Annotated in this window: 19 protein-coding genes; 11 read left to right on the top strand and 8 right to left on the bottom strand. The window is 65.9% G+C overall.

The window, feature by feature from the left end:
* The first annotated feature begins 266 nt into the window (after window positions 1–266).
* From QCE62_RS29575 to QCE62_RS29550, 6 genes are all read left to right on the top strand, one after another.
* Window positions 267–536 (top strand): DUF4148 domain-containing protein, encoded by a 270-nt coding sequence (locus tag QCE62_RS29575; RefSeq protein ID WP_309819837.1) that lies wholly within the window; start codon window positions 267–269, stop codon window positions 534–536.
* 336 nt (window positions 537–872) lie between these two features.
* Window positions 873–4,058 carry an efflux RND transporter permease subunit gene (locus tag QCE62_RS29570; protein WP_309926041.1) on the top strand — a complete coding sequence of 1,062 codons (3,186 nt, stop codon included), beginning with the start codon at window positions 873–875 and terminating at the stop codon, window positions 4,056–4,058.
* 25 nt (window positions 4,059–4,083) lie between these two features.
* Entirely contained in the window at window positions 4,084–5,337 is a 1,254-nt protein-coding gene (locus QCE62_RS29565; RefSeq protein WP_309926040.1) for an efflux RND transporter periplasmic adaptor subunit, read from the top strand.
* The gene (locus QCE62_RS29560; RefSeq protein WP_309926039.1) at window positions 5,334–6,797 is read left to right on the top strand and encodes an efflux transporter outer membrane subunit; all 1,464 of its coding nucleotides are present in this window, start codon (window positions 5,334–5,336) and stop codon (window positions 6,795–6,797) included. Before QCE62_RS29565 ends, QCE62_RS29560 begins: the two co-directional genes overlap by 4 nt.
* Window positions 6,798–6,893: 96 nt before the next feature.
* Window positions 6,894–7,607 carry a heavy metal response regulator transcription factor gene (locus QCE62_RS29555; RefSeq protein ID WP_309819829.1) on the top strand — a complete coding sequence of 238 codons (714 nt, stop codon included), beginning with the start codon at window positions 6,894–6,896 and terminating at the stop codon, window positions 7,605–7,607.
* Complete coding sequence (locus QCE62_RS29550; protein ID WP_309926038.1) at window positions 7,604–9,079, top strand: heavy metal sensor histidine kinase; 1,476 nt, start codon at window positions 7,604–7,606, stop codon at window positions 9,077–9,079. The genes QCE62_RS29555 and QCE62_RS29550 overlap by 4 nt, the downstream gene beginning before the upstream one ends.
* A gap of 14 nt (window positions 9,080–9,093) precedes the next feature.
* On the opposite strand, the gene QCE62_RS29545 is transcribed toward QCE62_RS29550, so the two are convergent.
* The 8 genes from QCE62_RS29545 to QCE62_RS29510 all read right to left on the bottom strand — a co-directional run bounded on the left by QCE62_RS29545 (window position 9,094) and on the right by QCE62_RS29510 (window position 16,735).
* On the bottom strand, window positions 9,094–9,714 hold the full coding sequence (locus QCE62_RS29545; protein WP_309926037.1) for a hypothetical protein: 621 nt from the start codon (window positions 9,712–9,714) through the stop codon (window positions 9,094–9,096).
* A 138-nt stretch (window positions 9,715–9,852) separates the two neighbouring features.
* Window positions 9,853–10,875, bottom strand: coding sequence for a hypothetical protein (locus QCE62_RS29540; RefSeq protein ID WP_309926036.1), 1,023 nt, complete (start codon window positions 10,873–10,875; stop codon window positions 9,853–9,855).
* Window positions 10,876–11,034: 159 nt separating this feature from the next.
* Window positions 11,035–11,382 carry a hypothetical protein gene (locus QCE62_RS29535; RefSeq protein ID WP_309926035.1) on the bottom strand — a complete coding sequence of 116 codons (348 nt, stop codon included), beginning with the start codon at window positions 11,380–11,382 and terminating at the stop codon, window positions 11,035–11,037.
* A 117-nt stretch (window positions 11,383–11,499) separates the two neighbouring features.
* Window positions 11,500–11,847 carry a hypothetical protein gene (locus QCE62_RS29530; RefSeq protein ID WP_309926034.1) on the bottom strand — a complete coding sequence of 116 codons (348 nt, stop codon included), beginning with the start codon at window positions 11,845–11,847 and terminating at the stop codon, window positions 11,500–11,502.
* A 177-nt stretch (window positions 11,848–12,024) separates the two neighbouring features.
* Entirely contained in the window at window positions 12,025–12,171 is a 147-nt protein-coding gene (locus QCE62_RS29525; RefSeq protein WP_309926033.1) for a hypothetical protein, read from the bottom strand.
* Between the two features lie 307 nt (window positions 12,172–12,478).
* The gene (gene nirD / locus QCE62_RS29520) at window positions 12,479–12,823 is read right to left on the bottom strand and encodes a nitrite reductase small subunit NirD (RefSeq protein WP_309926032.1); all 345 of its coding nucleotides are present in this window, start codon (window positions 12,821–12,823) and stop codon (window positions 12,479–12,481) included.
* A gap of 25 nt (window positions 12,824–12,848) precedes the next feature.
* A complete protein-coding gene (gene nirB, locus QCE62_RS29515) occupies window positions 12,849–15,389 on the bottom strand; it encodes a nitrite reductase large subunit NirB (protein ID WP_309926031.1) in 2,541 nt (846 codons plus the stop codon).
* A 20-nt stretch (window positions 15,390–15,409) separates the two neighbouring features.
* A complete protein-coding gene (locus tag QCE62_RS29510; RefSeq protein WP_309926030.1) occupies window positions 15,410–16,735 on the bottom strand; it encodes an MFS transporter in 1,326 nt (441 codons plus the stop codon).
* A gap of 625 nt (window positions 16,736–17,360) precedes the next feature.
* Here QCE62_RS29510 and cobA point away from each other — a divergent pair.
* The 5 genes from cobA to QCE62_RS29485 all read left to right on the top strand — a co-directional run bounded on the left by cobA (window position 17,361) and on the right by QCE62_RS29485 (window position 21,439).
* Entirely contained in the window at window positions 17,361–18,119 is a 759-nt protein-coding gene (gene cobA, locus QCE62_RS29505; RefSeq protein WP_309926029.1) for a uroporphyrinogen-III C-methyltransferase, read from the top strand.
* 96 nt (window positions 18,120–18,215) lie between these two features.
* Window positions 18,216–18,791, top strand: a complete 576-nt coding sequence (locus QCE62_RS29500; RefSeq protein WP_309926028.1) for an ANTAR domain-containing protein — start codon at window positions 18,216–18,218, stop codon at window positions 18,789–18,791.
* 24 nt (window positions 18,792–18,815) lie between these two features.
* The gene (locus QCE62_RS29495; protein WP_309926027.1) at window positions 18,816–19,946 is read left to right on the top strand and encodes a CmpA/NrtA family ABC transporter substrate-binding protein; all 1,131 of its coding nucleotides are present in this window, start codon (window positions 18,816–18,818) and stop codon (window positions 19,944–19,946) included.
* 52 nt (window positions 19,947–19,998) lie between these two features.
* Window positions 19,999–20,484 (top strand): adenosine-specific kinase, encoded by a 486-nt coding sequence (locus QCE62_RS29490; protein WP_309819806.1) that lies wholly within the window; start codon window positions 19,999–20,001, stop codon window positions 20,482–20,484.
* Between the two features lie 370 nt (window positions 20,485–20,854).
* Window positions 20,855–21,439 carry a DUF2760 domain-containing protein gene (locus QCE62_RS29485; RefSeq protein WP_309926026.1) on the top strand — a complete coding sequence of 195 codons (585 nt, stop codon included), beginning with the start codon at window positions 20,855–20,857 and terminating at the stop codon, window positions 21,437–21,439.

Genomic DNA, 21,439 nt, shown 5'->3' with positions numbered 1-21,439 from the left:
CCCACTGCGATGCTTAATTGAACCCGGCGCGAGCAGCACGTTCGCCCAAGCCGGCGAGTCTATCACCGGCCTTCAACCTTTACAGACCACTTCCCTGCTGCCTTCAACACCCCTTTACCGGCAATCCGACACGCGCTCCAATCTGACGAAAGCGTCATTTGAACGCCAGCATGTCGTCACCACCCGAAACATAGAATGAGCCCGTGGCCGTGCATGACTTGCAGGCATGCGCCGCATTCATCGTCACCACGTTCGAGGAGTCCCTCATGAAACTGATCACCCGCTTCGCGATCGTCGCACTCGCCGCCACTCCACTCGCCGCGCTGGCACAAACCGATGGTCTGACGCGCGCCCAGGTCAAACAGGACCTGCAACGCGTCGAGCAGGCAGGCTACAACCCGTCCGAACGCGACGCCTTCTACCCCGATAACATCCAGGCCGCCGAAGCCAAGGTGCAGTCGTCGAGCGCTTACGGCGCATCGACCGATGGTTCCTCCGCCGCCGGACAACCCGCCATGCAGCAACCCGCACAGTAACCAGCAAGCCCACGCTTCATCCCGTCGAGACCCCCGCGCGGTTCCCTTCCTCTGCGAGCGTTCCCGCGCCGTCTCGCCGCTCGTCCGCTGCCGGAATTGATCAGCGCCGACGCCGTTGTATTCCCCGACACGCAAGCGATGAACGCGCCCTTTCAAGCGCTTGCTTTCAAATCGCCTAATCTGACATACGCGCCATATTCACGCCACATTGTCGTTGGCGCGCGGCCACTACCATAGCGTCACGGCAGATCTTCGCCCGCCTCGTCCGTCATTGCGTCCCGCGCGCCGCATGCAAGCTCGCCGCCGCGCCCTTTCCAAGCTCTTCCGAACGACTCAATGTGGATAGTCAACGTTGCGCTGAAGCGGCCCTACACGTTCATCGTGATGGCCATCATGATCCTGCTGGCGACGCCCTTCGTCCTCTTGACGACGCCGGTAGACGTACTCCCCGAAATCGACATCCCTGTCGTCAGCATCATCTGGAATTACACCGGCCTTTCCGCGCAGGACATGGCCAACCGCATCACGTCAGTCAACGAGCGCAGCTTGACGACCACCGTGAACAACATCGAGCACATTGAATCGCAGTCGCTGCAAGGCATCGCGATCATCAAGCTCTTCCTGCAACCCACGGCGAACATCCAGACCGCGATTGCACAGACCGTCGCGGTCGAGCAGGCGCAGTTGAAGCAGATGCCGCCCGGCGCCACGCCGCCGCTCGTCATCAGCTATTCGGCGTCAAGCATTCCGGTGATCCAGCTCGGTCTCTCCAGCCCGAAGCAATCGGAACAGGACCTGAACGACACCGCGCTCAACTTCCTGCGTCCGCAGCTCGTGACGATTCCCGGCGCCGCCGTGCCCTATCCGTACGGCGGCAAGAGCCGCGTGATCTCCGTCGATCTCGACACGCGCGCGCTGCTCGCCAAGGGCCTCACGCCCACCGACGTCGTGCAGGCCGTGAACGCCCAGAACCTGATCCTGCCGACCGGCACCGCAAAGATCGGGCCGAAGGAATACACGATCAACATGAACGGCTCGCCTGCCACCGTCGCGGGCCTGAACGACATTCCCGTGCGCACCATCAACGGCGCGACCACCTATCTGCGCGAAGTCGCGCACGTGCGTGACGGCTTCACGCCGCAGACCAACATCGTGCGGCAGGACGGCCATCGCGGCGTGTTGATCTCGGTGCTGAAGAACGGCAACTCGTCGACGCTGTCCATCGTCAACACGCTGAAGGACCTGTTGCCGCAAGCGCGCGCCTCGCTGCCGCCCGATCTCAAGATCAGCGCGTTGTTCGACCAGTCCGTGTTCGTCAAGGCGGCCGTGCAGGGCGTGGTGCGTGAAGCGCTGATCGCCGCCGCGCTCACGGCCGCGATGATCCTGCTGTTCCTCGGCAACTGGCGCAGCACCTGCATCATCGCGATCTCGATTCCGCTGTCCATCCTCTCCTCGCTGATCGTGCTGCACGCGCTCGGGCAGACCATCAACATCATGACGCTCGGCGGCCTCGCGCTCGCGGTCGGCATCCTGGTGGACGACGCCACGGTGACCATCGAGAACATCGAGCGCCATCTGCACATGGGCACCGACCTGCACGAAGCGATTCTCGAAGGCGCCGGCGAGATCGCCGTGCCCGCGCTCGTCTCGACGCTCTGCATCTGCATCGTGTTCGTGCCGATGTTCTTCCTGACCGGCGTCGCGAAGTTCCTGTTCGTGCCGCTGGCGGAAGCGGTCGTGTTCGCGATGATCGCGTCGTATATCCTCTCGCGCACGCTGGTCCCGACGCTCGCGATGCTGCTGATGGGCCACGCGCACGCACCGGATGCGCACGCCCGGCCCAATGTCTTCATGCGGCTGCATCGGCGTTTCGACCACGGCTTCGAGCGCATGCGCGCGGCGTACATCGTGATTCTTTCGACGCTGCTGGTACGCCGGCGCCTGTTCGGCTCGCTGTTCCTGGGCTTCTGCGTGATCTCCACGGGCCTCGTGTTCATCCTGGGCGAAGACTTCTTCCCGAGCGTCGATGCCGGCGACATCCGCATGCACATGCGCGCGCCGACCGGCACACGCATCGAGGAAACCGCGCGTCTCGCCGACCAGGTCGAAAACGTCGTGCGTCAAGTGGTGCCGCAGCATGAACTCTCGACGATCCTCGACAACCTCGGGCTGCCCTACAGCGGCATCAACCTGTCCTACAGCAACGCGGGCACGATCGGCACGCTGGACGGCGAGATCCAGGTCGCGCTCACCGCCGATCACGCGCCCACGCAGACCTACATCGACGAACTGCGCGCGCGGCTGCCGCGCCTGTTCCCGGGCGTCGAGTTCTTCTTCCAGCCGGCCGACATCGTCACGCAGATCCTGAACTTCGGCCTGCCCGCCGCCATCGACGTGCAGATCCAGGGGCAAAACGGCCAGGCAAACTTCGAAGCCGCGAGCAAGCTGATGAAGCAGATCCGCATGATTCCCGGCAACGTCGATACGCATATCCAGCAAAAGCTGGACGAGCCCGTCATCGACCTGCAAATGGACCGCACGCGTCTGCAACAGCTCAATCTCAATGCGAACAACGTCGCGCAGAACGTGCTCGTGTCGCTGTCGGGCAGCTCGCAGACCGCGCCGGGTTTCTGGTTCAATCCGCGCAACGGCGTCGAGTACAACCTCGCGGTGCAGACGCCGCAGTATCAGGTCTCGTCGATCGACGAACTGCTGCGCACGCCGGTCTCAGCCTCGCTCAACGGGCCCACGCAGCTGCTCGGCAATCTCGTGCGCATCGCGCCGCAAAGCCAGTTCGCGGTGGTCACGCACTACAACATCCGGCCCGTCATCGACCTGTTCGTGAGCGTCGAGGGCCGCGATCTAGGCGGCGTCGCACGCCAGGTCAATCATCTCGTCGACGAAGCCCGCAAGACGCTTCCGCGCGGCAGCCAGATCGTCGTGCGCGGCCAGGTCGAGACGATGCGCACGTCGTTCTTCGGGCTCGGCATCGGCGTCGCGATGGCCATCGTGCTCGTGTATCTGCTGATCGTCGTGAACTTCCAGTCGTGGATCGATCCGCTCATCATCGTGAGCGCGCTGCCCGCCGCGCTCGCGGGCATCGTCTGGATGCTCTTTCTCACCGGCACGCATCTCTCCGTGCCCGCGCTCACCGGCGCGATCATGACGATGGGCGTCGCCACGGCCAACAGCATCCTGATGGTGTCCTTCGCGCGGCAACGGCTGAACGCCGGCATGCCGCCGCTGACCGCCGCGCTCGAAGCAGGCGCAAGCCGCATCCGCCCGGTGCTGATGACCGCCTTCGCGATGATCATCGGCATGATCCCGATGGCGCTCGGCCTCGGCGAAGGCGCCGAACAGAACGCGCCGCTCGGCCGCGCGGTGATTGGCGGGCTGCTGTTCGCAACCGTTTCCACGCTCTTCTTCGTGCCGCTCATCTTCGCGGGCATCCATGCAAGGCTCGCGCGCCGCGCCGCGCGCAAGACGCCTTCGCAGCGCGACGCCGCAAGCGGACAACATTGATATCGATATAGACCCGATCACGAACATGACCGAAAAGAACCACGCCTCGCTTGCGATTCCCGCGCGCGACTCCGACGAAGGGCCCGCGCTGCCGCCGCGCCATGCCGAATGGAAGCGCGCCAAGCTTGCGCTCGTCATCGTGCTCGCGCTGCTGGCGATCGGCGCCGCGCGCACCGTCGTCACGGACATGGTGCACAACCGCTCCATCGCCACGCGCACGCAGCAGAACGCGCAGCAGTACGTAAACGTGGTGCAGCCCTCGCACACCGACAGCGGCGCTGAAACCACCTTGCCGGGCACGCTGCGCGGCTTCGTCGAATCGCCGATCTATGCACGCGCCACCGGTTATCTGCTGCACTGGTATGTCGATATCGGCGCACGCGTGAAGCAAGGCCAGCTGCTCGCCGATCTCGATACGCCCGAGATCGACCAGGAACTCGCGCAGGCCGTCGCGCAGCGCGACCAGACCTCATCGAGCCTCGGTCTTGCAAAGAGTTCGCTGGATCGCTGGCAGCAGTTGCGTCAGCGCGATGCGGTCTCGCAACAGGAACTCGATGAACGTCAAAGCACCTACAACCAGGACGTCGCGAATCTCGCCGCCGCCGACGCCAACGTGAAGCGCCTGCGCCAGCTCGAATCGTTCAAGCGCATCGTCGCGCCGTTCGCGGGCGTGGTCACGCAGCGCAACGTCGATGTCGGCGATCTCATCGATGCCGGCAGCGGCACGAGCCGCGCGCTCTTCGCGCTGGCGCAGTCCGATCCGCTGCGCGTGTTCGTGCAGTTGCCGCAGGCCTATGCGCAGAACGTCTCCGTCGGACAGGACGCCACCGTCACGCAGGCGGAACTGCCGGGCGAGAAATTCCACGGCAAGATCACGCATGTGTCGGGCGCCATCGATGTGCCTACCCGTTCGCTGCAAATCGAAGTGACGCTGCCCAATCCCGACGGCCGCCTGCGGCCCGGCGCCTATGTGCAGGTCGCGCTGCCGGCGGCCGCGCATGCCCGTCTGCTGGTGCCGGGCAATGCGCTGCTGTTCCGTTCCGAAGGGCCGCGCGTCGCTGTGGTCGATGCAAACGGGCACGTGCAATTGCGCAAGATCGTGATCGCGCAGGATCTCGGGCAATCGCTGGAAATCGAGAGCGGGATCGAGCCGAGCGACAAGATCATCATCAACCCGAGTGACTCCATTGCGGACGGCGATCATGTGGTCATCGCGCCGCAGCAGAAGCAAGGACAGCCGGGTCAGCAGGCCGCGTCGGGAACGAAGGCTGCATCATGAAAGCGCTGCTCGGCCTCACGCTTGTTTCCCTGCTCGCGGCCTGCACGGTCGGTCCCGACTACCGGCGCGCCGACGCCGACACGCCGCCCACCTGGAAGACCGATTCCTACTGGCGCGTGGGCGAACCGTCGCATGCGCCGCTCGCGCCCGACTGGTGGCAAGGCTTCGACGATGCCACGCTGAACGCGCTCGAAACCCAGGCGCTCGCGCAGAACCAGACGCTCGCCGCCGCCAGCGCGCACTACGCGCAGGCACGCGCGACACTGGCGCAAACGGGCGCGCTCGCGCTGCCCGAGGTCGATCTCGGCGCGAACGCATCGCGCCTGCGCATCTCGAAGAATCGTCCGGTCAACAATTACAACACGCCGAACGCCACCACCGTGCAGAACGACCTGAAGCTCGCGCCGACGGTCAATTACGACATCGATCTGTTCGGGCGCATCCGCCGTGAAGTGGAAATCGCGCGGGCCTCGGCGGATCAATCGGGCGACGACCTGGCGAACGCGCGTCTCGTGCTCACCACCGACCTCGCCAGCAGCTACTTCTCGCTGCGCGAACTCGATGCCGAGCTCGACGTGCTGAATCGCTCGGTCGCGCTGCAAAAGAAGGCGCTCGATTATGTGCAGGCGCAACACGATCTGGGCGCGGTGTCGGGTCTCGACGTGCTCCAGCAACAGGCGCTGCTCGACCAGACGCGCGTGCAGGCTCAATTGCTGTTGACCCAGCGGGCGCAGTACGAGCACGCCATTGCGGCGCTCGTCGGCACGCCCGCGCCGCAGTTCTCGATCGCGCCCGATCTCGCCATGCATCCGCTGCCGGCCATTCCGCTCGGTCTGCCGAGCGACATCCTGCAACGCAGGCCTGACGTCGCCTCCGCTGAACGCGCGATGGCTGCGGCCAACGCGCAGATCGGCGTCGCGCGCGCGGCGTTCTTCCCGAGCTTGACGCTGAACGGCACGGTCGGCTGGGAAAGCACCGCGCTCGCCAGCCTCGTCTCCGCGCCGAGCCTGCTATGGACCATCGGCACGATGGCGAGCCAGGTCGTGTTCGATGGCGGGCGCCGCTCCGCTGCCGTCGACTTCGCCAATGAAGGCTATGTTGCGGCGGTCGCGAATTACCGGCAGACGGTATTGGGCGCGTTCCAGCAGGTGCAGGACGGCATCGTCGGACTGTCGGTGCTGGATGGCGCGGCGAAGCAGTCGCACGCGGCGGTCAACGACGCGCAGCGTCTGCTCTCGCTGGCGAACGACCGCTATTCAGGCGGCCTGGTCGCGTATCTCGACGTCATCACCGCACAGCAACAATTGCTCACGAGCGAGCGCCAGGACGTGCAGATCCAGGGCCAGCAACGCACGACTTCAGTGGCGCTGGTCAAGGCACTGGGCGGCGGCTGGGACACACGCGCTGCACCAGACGACGAAGCAATGGCTGCAACGCACGGCAACACGCCCGCGCAGTGACTTGAAAGAAGACGTAAGCAGGATGATCGCGAGGCTCGTATAGTTACCGCTACAACAAGACATGAACACTGAACAGAACCCTCACAGGTGCCCGGCATGAAAGTCCTGATAGTCGAAGACGAACACAAGGTGGTGGATTACCTGCGCTCGGGGCTGACCGAGCAGGGCTGGGTCGTCGACGTCGCCATGGATGGCGAGGAAGGCACCCATCTCGCCATCGAATACGACTACGACGTGGTCGTGCTCGACGTCATGCTGCCGCGCCGCGACGGCTTCGCCGTGCTGAAGGCGCTGCGCTTGCAGAAGTCGACGCCGGTCATCATGCTGACCGCGCGGGATCACATCAACGACCGCGTGCGCGGCCTGCGCGAAGGCGCGGACGATTACCTGACCAAGCCGTTTTCGTTCCTGGAACTCGTCGAGCGGCTGCATGCGCTGGCGCGCCGCACGCGCGCGCAGGAATCCACGCTCATTTCCGTCGGCGATCTGTACGTGGACCTGATCGGCCGCCGCGCCACCCGCGACGGCGTGCGCCTCGATCTCACCGCCAAGGAGTTCCAGCTGCTGTCGGTGCTGGCGCGCCGCCACGGCGACATCCTGTCGAAGACCGCGATCACCGAACTCGTCTGGGAAGTCGATTTCGAAAGTCATACGAACGTCGTGGAAACGGCCATCAAGCGCCTGCGCGCCAAACTCGACGGCCCGTTCCGCACCAAACTCCTGCACACCGTGCGCGGCATGGGCTATGTGCTCGAAGTGCGCGAAGCCCGCGACCTGCGTGAAACCCGGGAAGATGCGAGACCATCATGAACATGCCGTGGGCGTCGTCGCCGTCTGAACCACGCGCGCACCGCTCCATCTCGCGGCGGCTCGCCGTGATGTTCGCGCTCGTCGCGCTGTTCGTGTTCGCGCTCGTCGGGTCGGGGCTGTTTCTCGTGCTGCGCATGCAGCTGGAGCAGCATCTGCGCGACTCGCTCGACAATCGTGCGGAAGTGGCCCGGCTCATCGTCGCGCACGTGTCGAATCCGGACAAGTGGAAGATCGCTCGCGAGAAGCTCGCGGACATCACGCCGCGCGACGGCTCCACGCTGTTCGCCGTCACCAGCAACGACCCGCGTTTCGAATACGGCGCGCCGCCCGCGGGCCGCGTCATCAAGCAGGTGATGGGCGGCTACGTACACTTCCGTCCGGCCGATCGCGCCTACGACATGCTGATGACCACGCTGACCATTCCGCCCAATGTGGACCGGCCGCCGCTGCAGCTGTTCGTCGCCATCGACTGTTCTCCGAACGTCCACACCATGCGCGCCTTCGGTCTGGCGCTCGCCGCGCTGATGGCGCTCGCCACGGTCGCGGTCCTGCTGCTGAGCTATTCGGTGGCGCGCCTCGGGCTTGCGCCGCTCACACGCCTGTCGCGCGATGCGCAGACGCTGAGCCCGAACAACCGCTCGCAGCGCCTCAATACGCGCGCACTGCCCATGGAACTCGACGATCTCGCGAAGTCCTTCAACGGCGCGCTCGAACGTCTGGATCACGCCTACGGCCGGCTCGAATCCTTCAATGCCGATGTCGCGCATGAACTGCGCACGCCAGTGACCATTCTGATCGGACAGACGGAAGTGGCGCTGACGCGCGACCGTTCAATCGATGAACTGCGCCACACGCTGCAATCCAATCTCGAAGAATTCGAGCGCGTGCGCGCCATCATCAACGACATGCTGTTCCTCGCCCGCGCGGACCAGGGCGAACGCGCCACCGGGCTCGTGGAGGTATCGCTGGCGGCGGAGATCAATCGCACGCTCGAATTCCTGGAGATTCCGCTCGAAGAAGCGCACGTCAGCGCAGTGGCAAGCGGCGACGCGCGCGCATTCGTCAATACATCGCTGTTCGGACGCGCGTTGTCGAATCTCGTGATGAACGCAATCCAGCATTGCGCGCCGGGCGCGACGATTGCCGTATCCGTCGTGCGCGAACACGGACGGATTCGCATCGCGGTGGCCAATCCGGGCGACCCAATTGCGCCGCACGTGATGGAACATCTGTTCGACCGCTTTTATCGCGCGGAGAGTTCGCGCACCAACAGCCGTGAGAATCACGGCCTGGGGCTCGCCATCGTGAAGGCGGTGGCCGAGATGCATCGCGGCACTGTGGCGGCCACGAGCGCGAGCGGCATCAATACCTTCTCGTTCTCGGTCGCGCGCTTCGGCAGCGAGCCGCGCACCACGCACGACATGGCGTTGCCGGTGCCGCCGGTGGCCGAGAGCAAATCGACCGCAACCTGAGTCTCATCGGCATTTCACTGGCAGAAATATTCGTCCGATGCCGCGACCGGCGCATCTGCCGTCGCCGGCTTGAAGCGGCTGTAGCGCCGATAAGTCTTGCCGTTCACCGTCACGGATTGCGCTGACTCCATCTCTCCCGCGCTCGCGCCGGATGCCGCTGCAATCGCGCTGCTGTGCGCTTCCACCTTGCCGTTGCTCCACGAGCTTGCCTGGTTCGACATGTCCATGCTGCTCTGCGCCGAGATCTGCGCCGTCACCGGATTGCCGAATGACTGCATCTCCATCGATGCATCCGGCGTCTTGTAGCCCCATTTCGACGTGAGCGTGCTCATGTCGATTACCTGCGGCTTCCAGCCGATCACCTTCGCGCCGATCGCGAGCGGCGACAACTCCAGCGCGACGATCTGCGTGCCGCGCCGCGCAACCAGCAGACACGTGCCACCCGACGTCTGCAACGGCACATAACCACTCGACGGCAACAACGCGAGCGCCTGCGCATTGGGCATCGCCTGCACGCCGGCCGGGTTCGCGGCCCACACCACGCCCGCGCTCGTCTGGGCGTGCGCGGGCGGCATCGTCGCGAGCATCGCGCCTGCCGTGAGCGCGATGGCCGCCGCTATCTTCTGACTCTTCATCGCATGCCTCAGCGGGAAAACGAAGGTTGGCTCTCCGGGAACCCTACAACGAGCCAACCCTTGAAAGGATGAGACGCTCATGCAACGCGAAGCGTCTCCTGCTCCACTGCACCACCTTGCCGGCGAACCGGCGCTGCGTCACTGCATCAGCGCGACTTCGATCTTCTCACCGATGGGCGAGCTCGCCACTTCGACGCCATTGCCGGCGACATCGGCCTTGTCGTGACCGCGCTCCGCCACCGGCGACGGCTGCACAGCCTGCTTCGCCGATGCCGGCGCGGGCTGCTTCACCTCGGGCGCGTCCTGCGTCTTCATGCTGACTTCAGGATGATTCGCGGCGGTGACCGGCAGGCCGAGGCGTGCGCGAACCAGCGGGTCGCGGTATTTCTCGTCGTCCGACAGCACGGCGTCTTCGCCCGACTTCGCCAGCGGCTTCGTCGTGCCCGGGCACAGATGGCCGGTGGCTTCGACAGCGCGGCGGTTCGAATCGCTCTGGCACAGCAGCGCGAGCGCGACATCGGTCAGGCCCATCGCGCGGAACTCGCGGGCGTCGAGGCGGCGTACGCACGCCTGGTCGACCATCGTCGTGCCGCCGGTGGCGCCGAAGCCGGTGATCGAGAGGCCGAAGCTTGCCGAGCCCATGCAGGTATCGGAGAGCGTCGTGGTGAGCGCGGGCGCGGCGATGGACGGCGTCGTGCGCACCGAGTACGAGCTCTGGTTGTAGTCCACCGTGGCGCGTGTGTCATAGGCGCTGGAACCCGGCGTCGAGGCCTTGCCGGTCGCGTCGATGCCGTTCGCAGAACCACTGGTGCCGCTCGTGCCGCTGCCGGCCGCACCCGTCGATGACGAGCTGGAGTTGGTCAGCGAGGGCATGGTCAGCGAGATGTTCACGTTCGACGAACCGCCCGTGGCCGACGAACGGCCGCCGTTCGCCGTCGCCACGCCGAGGCCGCCGACGGAAGAGGAATTCGAGGTGGTGCTGGCCGTCGAATTGGCCGACGTGCCGATGTTGTTAAGGCTCGATCCGCCGCCCTGGCCGATGCCGGTGGACGTGGACCCCGACACCGAGCCCGACGACGAGTTGGCCGTGGTATCGGCATGAGCGAGTTGCGCGGCGCAAAACAGAACCGCACAGGCCAGTTGCACAGTGGTCTTGTTCATTATGGTTCTCCGGAAGGAAGGGGGCGCCGTGAGCGTGGCGGTCCCGTGACACGATCTGGTTTTATTGTTATCGGCTGGGGCAAAGGACGCGTCTTGCGCTCTCGTGGCGCGTCACGACGCGGCCTTTGCCTGGCGGGTGAGCCGTGGCTCGTGACCCGCTTAGCGCCAGCCGCCGCCCAGCTTGCTCCAGGCGTTCGCGGCTGCATCCGCGCCGGACAGGCCGCCTGCCTGCGACGAGCCGTGGCCGAAACCGCCGACCGTCGACGTGTTGCTGTGGCTGGTCGTCGCGTTGGTCATGTTGCCGGTGACGCCATACATGCCGCCCGCGACCGACTGGGCGTTGCCGTTGGCCGTGCCGTAGTCGGTGGCGGTGAAGCGGCCGAAGCCCGAGACGGAAGCCGAGGTCGAACCGCCCGAGGTCGAGCTCGAGGTGGAATTCGTGGTCGTGGCCATGGCGGCGACGGAGACAAAAGAGAGCAGTGCGGCAGCGATCAGAGTGCGTTTCATACGGACCTTCCTTGTTGACGAAGTGAAATTGGAATCAGTTGTCGTTGCATCTGTTTGCTTCATGCGGTGACGGGAAAACGGAGCCTTCAGGCGGCATCCGCCGTCCGTCGCCGTGGCTCAATGCCAGCCGCCGCCGAGCTTGCTCCAGGCATTCGCTGCGGCATCCGCGCCCGACACGCCCTTCGCCGACGAACCGCCGAAGCCCGCGCCGCCCACCGACGAATTGTTGATGTGGCCGGTCGTCGCGTTGGTTGCGTTGCCCGTGACGCCGAAGCCCGTGCCGGCCAGCGCCGAGGCGTTGCCGTTGGCGATGCCCGAGTTGGTGGCCGTGAAGGCGCCGAAGCCGTGCACGGCGGCTGCCGTGCTGCCGCCCGACGTCGAGCTGGAGCTGGAATTCGTGCCCGTGGCGAAGGCGGCAGCGGACACGAGCGACAGGATGGCGGCTGCGATCAGTTTGCGTTGCATGGTGATGTCTCCTGGTTTTGGCGCACGTTTTTATCCAGCTACATCGACGCCGATATGTAGCGGGCACAGCAAATCCATTTATTTAGGCATCCTTGTTTCACAGGCTTGCTTCGAATCTGCCCGGTCGATCCGGGCGATGTCGCAAGCGGGTGAATCAGGAAGCGCCGGAGCGCGTGTTCAGCGTGGGTACGGGCTGGTCACGGCGCGCGCTTCCGGCAAGCGAAAGCGGCGCTCTTGAAGGCGTGGCGGACGGTGGCCGTCCGTGAAGCGGAGCGCGGCGCGCAGGCCTTCCGCTTCTTGTGCTTGTTGTTGGTCGTTCTTCATCGCAATCCCCGTATCACCTTTTTGGTGATGTTTCCAGGCGTTTGGTCTTGAACTGAGTGCCTGTGTTTTGAGTGACTGTAAGGAAAATGAACGGCAATAAGCGTGGGAAAGCCAACACTCGACCTCACGTCCTTCCAGATCGTGAGAAATTGAGTGGCCCAGCGCTCATTTGTAGGAGGTATGCAGACAGAAACGCCCTGTTTTCAGGGGTTTCCACGGAGGCGTGCGCGTTGCGCGCAGTAGCGTAGAGCAGCTTCACAGCGCCGGGCGGCGCTGTGTCATGCAATGAAAGCGAACTGCAGATGGGTCAGGCGGCGACCCACACCTTGCCGCCCGCCACCTTCACGCGATACGCGCTGACCGAAAGCTCGGGCGTCTCGAGGCATTCGCCTGTCTGGAGGTCGAAATGCTGCTTGTAGATCGGCGAGGCCACGACGATGCGCTCGCCGACGCTGCCCACGATGCCGCGCGACAACACCGCCGCCTGCGAATGCGGATCGTAGTTGTCGATTGCATAGACATGCGCCTCTTCGCCCGCGAGATGAAACACCGCGACCTGCGCGCCCTTTACGAGTGCACAGACGCCCGTGTCCGGCACGATGTCGTCGAGTTCGCACACGGCGGTCCAGTCCTGTTCGATGCGGTCGTTCATGTTGATCTCCTTGCGTTTCAATGGGTCAGACGGTCTCGACAACCACGGGGATGTCAGCGAGCCTCGACTTGCGTTCATCCGGCGTGGCGGGCCGGATCTGGCCGCGTTCCTCGACGAAGGTCACGTTGACATCGGCGGCGTCGCTGTTGACGAAGTGACGGAAGCGCTTGCGCGTCTGCGGATCCGTCACGGCCTTCTTCCATTCGTCCTCGTAGGTATCCACGACGAGCTGCATCTCCGCTTCCAGCTCCGCTGCAATGTCGAGCTTGTCGTTGACGACCACATCGACGAGATAGTCGAGGCCGCCTTCGAGGTTGTCGCGCCAGACGCTGGTGCGTTGCAGGCGGTCGGCGGTGCGCACATAGAACATCAGGAAGCGGTCGATGTAACGCACGAGCGTTGCGTGATCCAGGTCCGACGCGAGCAGTTCGGCATGGCGCGGCTTCATGCCGCCGTTGCCGCACACGTAGAGGTTCCAACCCTTCTCCGTCGCAATCACGCCGACGTCCTTGCCTTGCGCTTCAGCGCATTCACGCGTGCAGCCCGACACGCCGAACTTGATCTTGTGCGGCGTGCGCAGGCCCTTGTAGCGATTTTCCAGTTCGATCGCGAGGCCGACCGAATCGCCGACGCCATAGCGGCACCACGTCGAGCCGACACACGACTTGACCGTGCGCAGCGCCTTGCCGTAAGCATGTCCCGACTCGAAGCCGGCCGCGATCAATGCTTCCCAGATGAACGGCAACTGCTCGACGCGCGCGCCGAACATGTCGACCCGCTGGCCGCCGGTGATCTTCGTATAGAGGCCATATTGCTTCGCGATCTGCCCCACCGCGATCAGTCCATCGGGCGTGACCTCGCCGCCCGGCATGCGAGGCACGACGCTATACGTGCCGTCGCGCTGGATGTTGGCGAGGTAGTAATCGTTGGAATCCTGCAGGCTCGCGTGTTCCTTCTTCAGCACGAACTCGTTCCAGCAGGACGCGAGAATGTTGGCGACCACCGGCTTGCAGATATCGCAGCCGCGTCCCTTGCCGTGCTTCGCGAGCAGCGCGGCGAAAGTGCGATGTCCTTCCACGCGCGCGATGTGATACAGCTCCTGGCGCGAATACGGGAAGTGTTCGCAGAGGTGATTGTTGACTGCAAGACCTTGCCGCTTCATCTCCGACTTCATCACCTGCGTGACGAGCGGCACGCAGCCGCCGCAAGTCGCGCCTGCCTTGCACGACGACTTGACCGCGCCGATGCTGGTCGCGCCCGCGCATACCGCCGCGCAGATCTCGGCCTTGCTCACGTTGTTGCACGAGCAGATCTGCGCGCCGTCCGGCAGCGCTTCCACGCCAAGCGCGGGTTTCGCGCGGCCGTCGCTCGAAGGCAGGATCAGGAATTCGGGCGCCTCGGGCAGCTCGATCCGGTTGAGCATCATCTGCAACAGCGTGCCATATTCCGCGGCATCGCCCACCATGACCGCGCCGTGCAGGAACTTGCCGCAATCGGACACGACGATCTTCTTGTAGACCTGTTTGCGCTCGTCGCTGTACTGGTAGGTGCGGCTGCCCGGCGTCTTGCCGTGCGCATCGCCGATGCTCGCCACGTCCACGCCCATCAGCTTGAGCTTCGTGCTCATGTCCGCACCGGCGAAGGCGGCCTCGATGCCCAGGATCTGCTTCGCGACGATGCGCGCCATGTCGTAACCCGGCGCCACGAGCCCGAACAACTGCCCTTTCCACAGCGCGCATTCGCCGATCGCGTAGATGTCCGCATCGCTGGTGCGGCAGGCGTCGTCGATCACGATGCCGCCGCGCGCGCCAATCTCCAGCCCCGCCGCGCGCGCGATGTCGTCACGCGGACGAATGCCCGCCGAGAACACGATCATGTCGGTGTCGAGATGCGTGTCGTCGGCGAAGTTCATGCGGTTCGCCGCGCCTTCGCCCTCGACGATCGCCAGCGTGTTCTTGCCCGTATGCACGGTGACGCCGAGTTCCTCGATCTTGCCGCGCAGCATGCGGCCGCCGCCTTCGTCGACCTGCACTGCCATCAGGCGCGGCGCGAATTCCACGACGTGGGTCTGCAAGCCCATGTCGCGCAGCGCCTTGGCCGCTTCCAGTCCGAGCAGGCCGCCGCCGACTACCGTGCCGGTCTTCGAATGCGCGCCGAAGGCCTGCATCGCTTCGAGGTCCTCGATGGTGCGGTACACGAAGCAGCCCGCGCGATCGCGTCCTTCGACCGGCGGCACGAACGGGTACGAACCCGTCGCGAGCACGAGCTTGTCGTAGGCGAGGACTTCACCGGTCGAGGCAGTCACGGTGCGCGCCGCGCGATCGATTGCTACAGCGCGCGCATTCAACTTGAGCGCGTAACCCGAACGCTCGAAGAAGCCTTCCTCGACCAGCGAGAGATCATCCGCGCTCTTGCCCGTGAAGAATTCCGTGAGATGCACGCGGTCATACGCGGCGCGCGGCTCTTCGCACAGCACGGTGACCTGCACGGCATCGTTGCCGCTTTCGGCAAGCGCTTCGAGAAATTTGTGGCCGACCATGCCGTGGCCGATGACGACGATTTTCATGACGGGGGACCTTGTTGTTCTCAGTTCGCGACGACGTTGTTGGCTGCAAGCGCGTGTTCGCGCAGCGCGGCTTCGCGCGCCTTGTGTTCGGGCGAGAAGCGCACGGCCAGCGCGCACAGCGCCGTGCCGGCGACGATCACGCCGAGCATCGAAAGCGTGGCCTGGGCGCTGCCGAGGCCCTTCATCAGGAAGCCCGCCGCGACCGCGCCGACATTGCCGCCCGCGCCGATCACGCCGGCCACGCCGCCGAGCGCCTTGCGGTCGATGAACGGCACCAGCGCGTAGGTCGCGCCGCAGGCCATGTGCGTGAAGAGGCCGAAGGCGAGCATCGAGATCACGGCGAGCACCACGCCCGGCGCATGCGCGAAGGCAAACAGCCCGATCCCTTCGCCCGCGATCAGCACGAACAGCAGCGTGGAGCGCACGTCGAGACCGCGCCGCGCGGCCACCTTGTCCGAGAGCCAGCCGCCGAGCGCGCGGGCGAACAGCGCGAGCAGGCCGAAGCTGCCCGCCGCCAGACCCGCTTCGCCGAGGGTGAGATGAAAGCGGTCGACGTAATACACCGCGGCCATGTTGTGAATGAACACTTCGACGCCGAAGCACGCGCCATACGTGACGAACAGCATCCACACGCGATAGTTCGAGCACGCGGCGAGGAAGCTTTGCCAGCCGCCCTTCTTGCCGCCGTCGATGGCGATGCCCGCGCGGCGCAGTTCGACGAAGTCGCCTTGCGGGCAGTCCTGCGTATAGCGCCAGTAGAAGAACGCCATGACCGGCATCGCGAGACCGGGCACCAGCAGCGCGATGCGCCACGACGACGCAGCACCCGCACCGAGCGCGATGGCCGCCGCCACCAGCAGCGGCACGACGGCCTGCGCTGCGCCTGCGCCGGCGTTGCCCCAGCCCGCGGTCGTCGCGTTCGCGGTGCCGACCACGTTCGGCGCGAACATCACCGACGTGTGGTACTGCGTGATGACGAAGCTCGCGCCCACCGCGCCGATGGCAAGACGGCACCACAGGAAGCTGTCGTAACCGGTGGAGAGCGCCGCGCCGATCACCGGCGCCGCGCCTGCGACGAGCAACGCGCTATAGACCCGGCGCGGACCGAAGCGGTCGCACATCGGGCCGATCACGAGCCGCACGAGAATCGTCACGGCGACGGCCGCGATGTTGATGTTGGCGACCTGATCGGCGCTGAGACCGTACTCGCGCTTGATGAGCGGCATCAGCGGCGCGCACGCGAACCACGCGAAGAAGCACACGAAAAACGCCATCCAGGTGAGATGGAAGGCGCGCATCGGCACGCTGCGTATGCTGAAGAGATCGATCCGGGTGGCTTTGTCCATCGTCTAACCGCCAAAAAAAGAAAGGCGTCCCGCGCATTCAGCCGGTAAGCCGATGCGGGGGACGCCGTTGTCCGATGCCCGCACGGTGTTCACCTGCGGGCGCTGTAATCGAGACGGATCGCCGTTGATCCGATGGCAAGCCATAAGGCAAGGGCTATGCCATCGGCGGCGGAATCGGCTGCAAAGCCTTGCTGGGCATGGCTGTGCGCGGCATGACCGGAGCCTTCGCGAAGACCCGGCGCAGCGCGCTTTCGATGCAGGCGGGCACAGCGCTGGTGCGGCGCAGCACTGATGCCGTGCGGGCCGCTGCATCGACACGCAGCGCTGCTTGCTTATGTGTACCGTCTGGTTATCTTTTTTAACCACCCGGTGAACACGCACCGTTCACACAGAGCAGGCATGCATGCGCCGAAACGGTGCTCGTCCAGTGCGCCGCGCACAAGGCGGGTGCCGAAATCCGGTTGAATGTGGCATGGCCTGCTACTTGCATTGACTCATGCAGCGCCGCGCGCAACGACGTGCGCGGCACACGAATCCATGAGAGCAAGGACAATGGCGTCCCTTCGTGCACCGGCACGAGCGGACGCCATTTGTTTTTGCGCTTCAGTCGAAAGAGGACATCAAGATGAACACCGCGAAAGGGAAAGTCACCTTGCTGAGCGCAGGTCCCGGCGATCTCGACCTGCTGACGCTGCGCGCCGCCCGCGCGCTCGCCGCCGCCGACGTCCTGCTGCTCGACGACCTCGCCAATCCGGACATCGTCTCGCTCGCGCCGCAAGCGCGCGTGATCCGCGTGGGCAAGCGCGGCGGCTGCCGCTCCACGCCGCAGGCCTTCATCGAGCGGCTGATGCAGCGCCATGCACGCAGAGGCCTGCACGTTGTGCGCGTCAAGGGCGGCGATGCCTTGCTCTTCGGCCGCGCCGGCGAAGAGATCGCGGCGCTGCGCGAAGCGGGCATCGCGGTGGAGATCGTCAACGGCGTGTCGTCGGGCTTCGCGGCGGCGGCCGGACTCGGCATCTCGCTTACGCATCGCGATCATTGCCAGGGCGTCACTTTCGTCACCGCGCATCTGCAGGATCATCGCCAGCCGGACTGGCAGGCGCTTGCCGCCACCGGCACCACGCTCGCCATCTACATGGGCATGAGCCGCATGGCGAGCATCGCGGCGGCGCTGCGCGAGGCGCTGCCCGCGAGCACGCCCGCCGCCGTCGTGCAGCACGCGGGCTCGGCGCAGGAACGGCGTCTCGTCACCACGCTCGGCCGTCTCGCCGATGACGCCGCCGCAGCAGGCCTCGGCAGCCCGGCCGTGATCCTGATCGGCTGCGCGATCGGCGAGGCGGTCGAATTCGCCGTTCACGCCCAAGGCTTCGCGCATGCTGCCTGATGCGGGTTCTCAAACGGCGGGCGGCGCGTTAAAGTCGTTGAAGTCTCCGCGGCCGCCATCGCCGTTCCTCGCATGACCCCGTCTCCCGCTTCCCGCATGCTGCGCGTTCTCCTCGTCACCGACACCGACAAGCCCATCGGCGACCTGCGCGAGCAGCTCGCGCGCATGGGCTATGACATGCTCGCCGAAGTCGCCGCGCCCTCGGCGCTGCATGCGGCTGTCGAGAGTCAGAAACCCGATGTCGTCATCATCGATACCGACTCGCCGTCGCGCGACACGCTCGAACAGCTTGCCGTGATGAACAAGGCGGCGCCCCGCCCCGTGCTGATGTTCAGCAACGACGCCGACCAGCAATTCATCCGCGCGGCCGTGGGCGCGGGCGTCACGGCCTATTCGGTCGAAGGACTCGCGAGCGCGCGTCTTGCGCCGATCATCGAGGTCGCGCTCGCGCGTTTCGCCCATGAAGAACAATTGCGCCTGCGGCTCGCGCAAGTGGAAAACGAACTGGAGCAGCGCAAGGTCATCGACCGCGCCAAGCGCCTGCTGATGGACAAGCGCGGCATGTCCGAGAACGACGCCTACGCCGCGCTGCGCAAGCGCGCCATGGATCAGGGCGTGAAGGTCGCGGAAATCGCGCGCCAGCTGCTCGCCATGGCCGACCTGCTGCGCTGACCGACACCGCATTCAAGAACCATCATGAACCCGCCCGACACCCCTCTCTCCACGCCCGAACGCACGCATCTGCGGCTCGGTTTCGTTGCGCTCTCCGATGCCGCCCCGCTCGCCGTCGCCGCGTTGCGCGAACTCGGCGCGCGTCATGGCATCACGCTCGAACTGTGCCGCCAGCCGTCGTGGGCCGCCGTGCGCGACAAGCTGCTCTCCGGCGAACTCGATGCCGCCCACGCGCTCTATGGCCTCGTGTATGGCGTGCAGCTGGGCATCGGCGGACCGCAGGCGGACATGGCCGTGCTGATGGTGCTCAACCGCAACGGCCAGGCCATCACGCTGTCGCGCGCGCTCGCCGATGCAATCGAAGACGGCGCAAGCATCAAGCAAGCGTTACAGGCACTTGGCCGTCCGCCCGTCATCGCGCAGACCTTTCCGACCGGCACCCACGCGATGTGGCTCTACTACTGGCTCGCGGCGAACGGCCTGCATCCGCTGCGCGACGTGCGCAGCGTGGTGATTCCGCCGCCGCGCATGGCCGACGCGCTCGCGGCCGGCGAACTCGACGGTTTCTGCGCGGGCGAGCCGTGGCACGCGGTGGCCGAAGCGCACGGCGCGGGCCGCACGGTGGCCTATACGAGCGAGATCTGGCCGGACCATCCGGAAAAGGTGCTGGCGTGCCGGCGCGATTTCGCCGCGCTGTATCCGAACACGGCGCGCGCGCTGGTGCGCACGATGCTCGACGCCTGCGCCTGGCTCGATGCGCCCGCGCACCGCACGGAGATCGCGGAGGCGCTGGCCTCGGCGTCACTGCTGGATGTGCCGCGCGGGTTGATCGAGGCGCGTCTCTCGGTGGCCCATGGCGGCGATGCGCACGCGCTGCCCGTGCGTTTCTTCGATGGCGGCGCGGTCAACTATCCGCGCCTCTCGGACGGCCAGTGGTTCATCACGCAGTACCGGCGCTGGGGCATGCTGGACAGCGCCCCCGACGACGCCGCCCTCGCCGCGGCAGTCAACCAGACCGCGCTGTATCGCGAGGCAGCGCAGGCGGCCGGCATCGCGATACCGGGCGAGCGGCGCGCCGCCACCTTCTGCGACGGCCGCGTGTGGGACGGCGGCGACAGCGCGGCGTATCTCGCGGGCTTCGAAATCCGCGCGTGAGCGGCGCCGGAGCGCCTACCATGGAAGTTCCTGCGCGCACGGGAGACACGCCATGGAACTGCTCGCGATCGGCATCGACAAGCCCGAGAACACGAATTTCATCCTCGGCCAGTCGCATTTCATCAAGACGGTCGAGGACCTGCACGAGGCACTGGTCGGCGCGGTGCCCGGCATCCGCTTCGGACTCGCGTTCTGCGAGGCATCGGGCAAGCGGCTCGTGCGCACGTCGGGGACCGACGAAAATCTCGTCGATCTGGCTGCGCGCAATGCGCTGACGATCGGCGCGGGACACAGCTTCATCATCATGCTCGGCGATGGTTTCTTTCCGGTGAACGTGCTCAACGCCGTCAAGGCGGTGCCCGAGGTTTGCCGGATCGTCTGCGCGAGCGCCAATCCCACCCAGGTGCTGGTCGCGCAGACGGATCAGGGGCGCGGCATCGTCGGCGTGGTGGACGGCCTGCCGCCGCTCGGCGTGGAAGCGGAGCAGGACGTGCAATGGCGCAAGGACCTGCTGCGCCAGATCGGCTACAAGCTCTGACCTGCCGACGTTTGAAAAGCCCCGCCGCGCCTTGACTTGGCCGCGCAAATCGCGAGAATGAGGCCCGCCGCTGCAGCCCGGGGCGTCTCGCGCGCCTGCGCGTTCAGGCGCGTTTTTCCAGCCGGGGCGCGACATCATGGAAAATAGCGGAATTCGGTGAACGCACCACGCGCGCGTTTGCCAGGTTTCCCGCGTTGTCCCCTGTTTCGTCCCGTCGTCTTCGCAGCGAAGGCATGCCGACTGCTCGCGCAGGCGCACGGAGCACGAACCTGCGGGCATTCCGGCACCTTTCGCCCAACGGCACCCAACACCGGCCACCCGCGCCGCCCGAGGATCGGAGTCGTCCTCGCGCGGCCTACAGGAGCATCACATGACCGACATGAACCCAGGCTTTTTCGGCAGGATCGGCATTGCCTTCGGCGCCTTCTTCGGCGTCTTGGGCAACGCCGCGTTCGCCGGCCGCGTGCAGCGCCTGCGCGACGCACCCCATGCGCCCGAAGCGGCGCCTGCCGCCCCGGAACCGCCGAAGCCCGCCGCCGCGCCGGTGCAGCCCGCGCCGTCCGCGCTGAAGGAAGCCAGCCCGGTCGCCGCGCTCCAGTTGCTGGCGCTGCTGCAACGCGACGCGCGCTTCGTCGATTTCGTCGAGGAAGACATCGCCAAATACAGCGACGCCGATATCGGCGCTGCCGCCCGCCTCGTGCACGACGGCTGCCGCGCCGTGTTGCGCGAGCACTTCACGATCAACCCCGTGCGCAGCGAAGCCGAAGGCAGCCGCATCACGCTGCAGGAAGGCTTCGACGCGGCAGCCGTGCGCCTGACCGGCAATGTCGTCGGCCGCGCGCCGTTCAGCGGCAGCATCAGCCATCGCGGCTGGAAGGTCGAGGACACGCGCCTGCCGAAGCTGGCGCCGTCCCATGATGCGAGCATCGTCGCGCCGGCGGAGGTGGAACTGTGA

Origin of the sequence: Caballeronia sp. LZ033, from assembly GCF_031451265.1 — a bacterium.
Taxonomy (GTDB): domain Bacteria; phylum Pseudomonadota; class Gammaproteobacteria; order Burkholderiales; family Burkholderiaceae; genus Caballeronia.
The sequence above is the reverse complement of the archived record's forward strand: the minus strand, read 5'-3'. Positions and strand labels throughout refer to the sequence as shown.